The sequence below is a fragment of the Thermococcus sp. genome (assembly GCF_027012695.1).
Taxonomy (GTDB): domain Archaea; phylum Methanobacteriota_B; class Thermococci; order Thermococcales; family Thermococcaceae; genus Thermococcus.
The window spans coordinates 41,605-47,679 of record NZ_JALUYR010000138.1 but is presented as its reverse complement, the minus strand read 5'-3'; the positions used below and the strand labels follow the sequence as shown (position 1 = coordinate 47,679).

Annotated in this window: 6 protein-coding genes; 3 read left to right on the top strand and 3 right to left on the bottom strand. The window is 56.6% G+C overall.

Features of this window, described 5'->3' with window-relative positions; genetic code table 11:
* Window positions 1–101: 101 nt before the first annotated feature.
* Window positions 102–1,712 carry a carbamoyltransferase gene (locus MV985_RS09345; protein WP_297465621.1) on the bottom strand — a complete coding sequence of 537 codons (1,611 nt, stop codon included), beginning with the start codon at window positions 1,710–1,712 and terminating at the stop codon, window positions 102–104.
* A 60-nt stretch (window positions 1,713–1,772) separates the two neighbouring features.
* Window positions 1,773–3,221, bottom strand: a complete 1,449-nt coding sequence (gene proS, locus MV985_RS09340) for a proline--tRNA ligase (RefSeq protein ID WP_297465637.1) — start codon at window positions 3,219–3,221, stop codon at window positions 1,773–1,775.
* A 98-nt stretch (window positions 3,222–3,319) separates the two neighbouring features.
* On the opposite strand from proS, the gene MV985_RS09335 reads away from it, so the two are divergent.
* From MV985_RS09335 to MV985_RS09325, 3 genes are all read left to right on the top strand, one after another.
* Window positions 3,320–4,321 carry a 2-hydroxyacid dehydrogenase gene (locus MV985_RS09335; RefSeq protein WP_297465619.1) on the top strand — a complete coding sequence of 334 codons (1,002 nt, stop codon included), beginning with the start codon at window positions 3,320–3,322 and terminating at the stop codon, window positions 4,319–4,321.
* A gap of 9 nt (window positions 4,322–4,330) precedes the next feature.
* Window positions 4,331–4,777: a hypothetical protein gene (locus tag MV985_RS09330; protein ID WP_297465617.1), complete on the top strand. Its 447-nt coding sequence runs from the start codon at window positions 4,331–4,333 to the stop codon at window positions 4,775–4,777.
* A gap of 73 nt (window positions 4,778–4,850) precedes the next feature.
* Window positions 4,851–5,558, top strand: coding sequence for a sulfite exporter TauE/SafE family protein (locus MV985_RS09325; protein WP_297465635.1), 708 nt, complete (start codon window positions 4,851–4,853; stop codon window positions 5,556–5,558).
* Here the strand turns inward: MV985_RS09325 and MV985_RS09320 are convergent.
* The gene (locus MV985_RS09320; protein WP_297465615.1) at window positions 5,478–6,035 is read right to left on the bottom strand and encodes a hypothetical protein; all 558 of its coding nucleotides are present in this window, start codon (window positions 6,033–6,035) and stop codon (window positions 5,478–5,480) included. The genes MV985_RS09325 and MV985_RS09320 overlap by 81 nt on opposite strands.
* Window positions 6,036–6,075 lie beyond the last annotated feature (40 nt).

The following is a 6,075-nucleotide window of genomic DNA, read 5'->3' as shown; positions in this document are numbered from 1 at the left end:
GAGATGATAACAAAACGTTACTAAAGACTTTCGGGGAATGGGGAGGGGAGGTTTTTGAGGAGGGATGTTTTTCTGAGGGGAATCCCGAATTCAGAGGGACCTCACCGTGATACTACAAAGCCCTCAATGAAAAGGAGGTCCAGTCCTGCTTTTCTGAAGGTTCGTAGGGCGTCCTCCGGCGAGCAGACTATCGGTTCGCCGTGAAGGTTAAAGCTCGTGTTCAGAACCGCACCGATACCCGTTTTCTTCTCGAATTTTTTAATGATGGAATGGTAGGTGGGATTTACTTCCCTTCTCACGGCCTGTGGTCTCGTCGTTCCGTCGACGTGAACTACGGCCGGGGCGAGCTCCCTGAAAGTCCCGCTTGCAAGGTAGCTCATCGTCATGAACTCGTTGGGGTTTCCGCCGAGGTCCTCCAGGTATTCTTCAGCCCTCTCCGGGAGGAGCGAAGGAGCGAAGGGCTGGAAAACGTCCCTTCGGAGGGCAAGGTTGAGCCTTTCCTTAACGCTTTCATCTCTCGGATCAGCTAAAATCGAGCGGTTTCCCAGGGCTCTGGGTCCGTACTCCATCCTCCCCTGAAAGAGTCCGACGAGCTTTCCCTCGTCCAGGACATCGGCGAGAAACTCCGGAACGTCATCGGCTTCCAGGTATTCAATGCCCTCCCTCCTGAGGACAGTCTCCACATCATCCTTGGAATATCCGGGCCCCATGTAGACGTGCTCAAGCCTGAAAGGTTTCCACTTCCCATCCAGTCTCTCCATCTGTGCCTTAACGAAGGCAGCCGAACCAAAGGCCAGTCCTCCGTCGTCCATAGCCGGAAAGACCCACAGGTTATCATCACCGAAGATTTTTCTCAGAACCGCGTTGGCCTTGACGTTCTGGGCCACCCCGCCGGCGTAGGCCACCGGTAGCCCCCTGTCCTTGAGCCTCAGTCCGAGCTCTTCGACGAGCTTTTCAAGGTGCCGCTGGACGCTCGCGGCTATCTCGATGGCCTTCCTCTGAAGGCTCCCCCTGAGGTTCCCCCGCTTCATCTCCTCGGCTATTCTTCTGGAATGCTCTAGGGGGTAGTTAAAGAACTCGGCGAGCCTTTTGGTGGCCTCGAGCCCTATGACCTTGAGGTGGTTGTCAAAGCTCAGTCCCGTTACCTCTATTATTGAACTCAGGTCGTAGGTCGGCCGTCCGTAGGCGGCTAAGCTCATGACTTTACCCTCGTGTCTCATGGGTCGGAAGCCGAGGAGCTCCGTGGCCGAGGCATAGAAATCACCGAGAGAATCAAGGTAAGTGCTCTGGGCTATTCTGATCATCTCTCCCCCCCTGGCCACGTAAATTGAGGAGCTCAGCCCGTCGCCTGCGGCGTCAATGCTCAGAACTATCGCGTCCCTCCAGCCGCTGGTGTAGTAGGCCGATGCGGAGTGGGCCAGGTGGTGCTCAACGAAGATGACCCTCCTCTTGAAGTCTTTCCCGAAAACCGTCCTCAGGTTCTTCTCGAGTTCAAGGAGTCGCTTCTGCCTTCTGAAAACCCCGGCAACTGCTATGACCTCTATCTCCCCGGGGTCGGCTCCCGCCATCTCAAGAACCTTTCTCACGCTCAGTCCTGGGAAACCGCGGTATTTCTTAACCCGGTTCAGGCGCTCCTCGTTCACCGCGAAGATTCTCCTGCCGTCGATGAGAACGGCCCCCGCATCGTGGCCGTCGTGGAGTCCCAGTATCATAGGGCATCCTCCATCACAGCACGCCCGGAAGTAACGTCCTGGGGTGTGAGAAATGGGAAATCAATAGGTTCTGGCGAACCTCGCCATGAACTTCGCCTCCCTGCCGCAGACGGGACACCTCTTGCCCTCTGGAGCTTTAGCCTTTTCCTCCGGATAGGGAACGCCGAGCATCTTGGCGTCGAGCTCTTCCTCCATTTTAAGGCCGCACTCCTCGCTTCCGCACCAGGGAATCTCGACTATTCCGCGCCTGTCCTCGAAGACCTCCTTAGCTTCTTCTATCGTATCAACGCGCTTGATGTGGCCCTCGAGGAACTCCTTTGCCCTGTTGTAAAGGTTCTCGTGAATCTCATCCAGGGTCTTCCTGACGTCTTCAACGACGTTCTCGCGCTCGACTGTGAACTTCTCCATCGTGTCGCGCCTCGCTATAACCGCCTTCCTTCCTTCAACGTCCCTCGGGCCGACCTCGATTCTGAGGGGAACGCCCCGGAGCTCCCAGTCGTAGTACTTCCTGCCCGGCCTTATGTCGCGTTCATCAACGTGAACCCTGAAGCCGGCTTTTCTAAGCTCCTCGGCAATTTCCCTCGCGTAGGCGAAGACGTCAACGCTGGCATCTTTCTTCGGTATGGGCACGATTACGACCTGGATCGGGGCAATAGTTGGCGGGAGAACCATTCCGTTGTCGTCGCCGTGGACGGATATGACCGCGGCAAGAAGACGCTCGCTCATTCCGAAGGTCGTCTGGTGGACGTACTCATGCTCACCTGTTTCCGTCTCGTACTTTATGTCGTAGGCCCTTGCAAAGTTCTGGCGGTAATTGTGCATCGTGCCAATCTGGAGGGTTCTGCCGTCGGGCATCATTATCTCCGCCCCGAGGGAGTAGTAGGCACCGGGGAACTTGTCCCATTCCGGGCGTTTGGAGATTATGTATGGTAGTGCAAGGAACTTCGCGAGTCTATCAAATATCTCGAGGTCCTCCTTAACCTGCCTCTCCGCGTCTTCAAAGTCAGCGTGAGCGGTGTGGGCTTCAAAGAACCGGCTGATTTCCCTAACCCTGATGAGGGGTCTCGTGTGCTTGGTCTCGTAGCGGTAGACGTTAACTATCTGATAGACCTTGAAGGGTAAATCGGCGTGGGAGCGGATCCAGAGGGAGAACATGGAGTACATAGCGGTCTCGCTCGTGGGTCGGAGGATGAGCCTTACGTCAAGGGGGTCCAGACCTGCATGCGTGACCCAGTAAACCTCGTCCTCAAACCCCTTTATGTGCTCGGCCTCCTTCTGGAACTCCGTTTCGGGAATGAGAGCGGGGAAGAGGACCTCATCATGGCCGGTTCTCTCCATTTCGGCCCTTATGAACGCCTCGATGTTACGCATAATCCTGAGACCGTAGGGGAGCCAGACGTTCATTCCCTTGACGGGATAGCGCTTGTCTATTATTCCCGCCGTTTCGAGGATCTCGTTGTACCACTCGCTGAACTCGTTGCTCCACTTCTCACGCCTCACCTTTCCCATGACCACCACCTAAAGGGAAAACAGGGAGGAGTTTTTAAGCTTTCCCGGGGCCGGAAATCTTATTAGGGTCGTTTCGATAGAGGTCTCAAGGTGGTGTTATGAGGCCGAGGGTTCTGGTTACGTTTAAGATGAAGAGCAAACCCCTCGAGGAACTGAAAAGGTACACGGACGTTGACATCGTTCTCTACCCGAACGTTGAGAAGCTCAAGGAGATAATAAAGGACTACGACGGGCTTATAGTTTCGCCACTCACCCCCGTTCCGGGGGAGGTCATCGAAAGGGCCGAACGGCTCAAGGTGATAAGCTGTCACTCCGCTGGCTACGACCACGTTGACGTGAAGAAAGCAACGGAGAGGGGAATATACGTCACCAAGGTCTCGGGATGGTTGAGCGAGGCGGTTGCCGAGTTCGCGGTCGGCTTAACGATAGCTCTCCTCCGGAAGATAGCCTACGCAGATAAGTTCATTCGCTCCGGAAAGTGGGACTCCCACAGGACCGTCTGGAGCAGCTTCAAGGAGATAGAGACCGTCTACGGCAAAAGGGTCGGAATCCTCGGAATGGGAGCCATAGGAAAGGCCATAGCGCGAAGGATGAGGGCAATGGGGACGGAGGTACTCTACTGGTCCCGGTCGAGGAAGGAGGACATAGAGAAGGAGGTTGGAGCCGTCTACAGGACGCTCGACGAGGTTCTCAGGGAGAGCGACATAGTCATCCTCGCGCTTCCCGCAACACCGGAAACCTACCACATCATCAATGAGAAGAGGGCAAAGCTCCTCGAGGGCAAGTACCTGGTGAACATAGGGCGCGGGACGCTGGTTGATGAAAGGGCCATCGTCAGGGCCCTCGAAGAGGGCAGGCTCAAGGGCTACGCGACCGATGTTTTCGAGAGGGAGCCCGTTCAGGAGCACGAACTCTTTGAATACGAGTGGGAGACCGTATTAACGCCCCACTACGCCGGTCTCTCTAAGGAGGCCATGGAGGACATGGGCTTTCAGGCGGTGAGGAATCTGCTCGCCGTCCTAAGGGGCGAGGTTCCGGAGGATCTCGTAAACCCCGAGGTTCTCAAAATCCGTCCGCCGGAGAAGGTTAAGATGCTCTGAGGTGGTAAAATGGGGCCGGATGAACTCATAGAAGCCCTGGATCCCTACGGAAAGCCCATCAGGATCGGTGATGGGGTCGTCTTCGAGATGGTTGACGAGGAGAGCGGAACCGGGGACAGGATTGCCTTTTTCGTCCCTGGCCTGGATGATGAACCCGTGATCAAAGCTTTCCTGCGGGCTATCGAGGACCTGACAGACCATGATATCCCCGGAAGGAACGTCTTCGCCTTTGGATTCAGGCCGGAGTTTGATGGAGAGGTCATAGGGGTATCCTTCAGGCCGGGAAAAGGCGGCATCGTCCTTGGCCACGTCCCTGAAAGGGTCATCAGCATAGCGGAGAAGAACGGGATCCCCTTCGAGAGGGGAGACTTTGGGGGAATACTACTCGTGGGGGACTCGGAGGAGGACGTTGACGCTTTAACGAAGCTGATAGAGGCAGTGGTCTTCGAGTGGTAGGTGGGTCGAGGTGGACGTTCTGAGATACGCCGGCTATTTCGTCGCTGGGGTATTCATAGGGATCCTCGCGGCGATGTTCGGCCTAGGAGGGGGTTTCCTAATAGTCCCCACCCTCAATTTCCTCGGCGTGGAGATACATCGCGCCGTCGGAACCTCGAGCGCCGCGGTTGTTTTTACTTCCCTCAGCTCGGCCATAGCCTACCATCGCCAGAGACGGATCCACTACCGGGCGGGTCTGCTCCTGGCCCTGACCGCGGTTCCCGGGGCCTATCTCGGGGCCTGGATGACCTCCTTCATAAGCGCCTCCGGAATGAAGGTCCTCTTTGGACTGGCCCTGCTGATAGTCGCCCTGAGGATCTACAGGAAGAGGAGCGTTGAGCCCGGGGAGGTTAGACCCAGCGAGATCCGGATTAACTATCGCATCCTTCCCCTGGGCGGTTTATTCTCCGGAATTATCAGCGGTTTGCTGGGTGTTGGAGGGGGAATAATCAACGTGCCGTTGTTGACCTACCTAGGCCTCCCGATACACTACGCCGTCGCGACCTCGAGCTTCGCCATAGTCTTTACCGCAACCGCGGGGGCGTTGAAACACTACATGCTTGGCAACGTTGAGGTTCGGTGGCTGGTTCTCCTCGTGCCGGGGCTGATTGTGGGGGCCCAGATGGGGGCGATGATAGCGCGGAGAACGAGGGCCGAATCCCTAAAGGGGGCCTTTGCTGTGGTCATGACGCTCCTGGCCATCAGGATGGTTCTCAAAGGACTTGGCCTTCCCGTGCCGTGACCTGAGATAAGGCACCAGGAGAGCCAGGGTGATGAGAACCGAAACAAGCCACGCTACGACAAGGGGCCGGTCGTAGGGGTGGTAAAGGCCGCCTGTGATGGCTTCCAGCAGCGCCACCGGAAACAGCATCAGGGCCAGAATCAGCCCTAGAAAACTGCCGATGATGAAGAACAGGACGCTGGAACTTCCGTAGTTTCCTCCGACAAGGCCTTCCGCCCAGTAACCGATAGCGAGGGTAACGATAGCCAGGATACCTGCCAGGAGAGGGTGTAGGGGGCCAAGTTTTCCCTTCCTCCACTGGATGAACCCGTAGGCCGCGACCAGAAGGAGAAATGCTCCAGCCGAGGCCATCCAGGCGGAGAGGTCCTTGTAGAAACCATAGGGGGCATCCCAGTTGGCGAAGGCTATCGCACCTGGCTGGGTCAGGGTGAAGGCGAGGCCGATGAGCAGGTGGTAGAGACCGGCCCGTGATCCCATAGAATGCCCTATGTAGTTAGAGTATTTAAGGCTTCTGAAG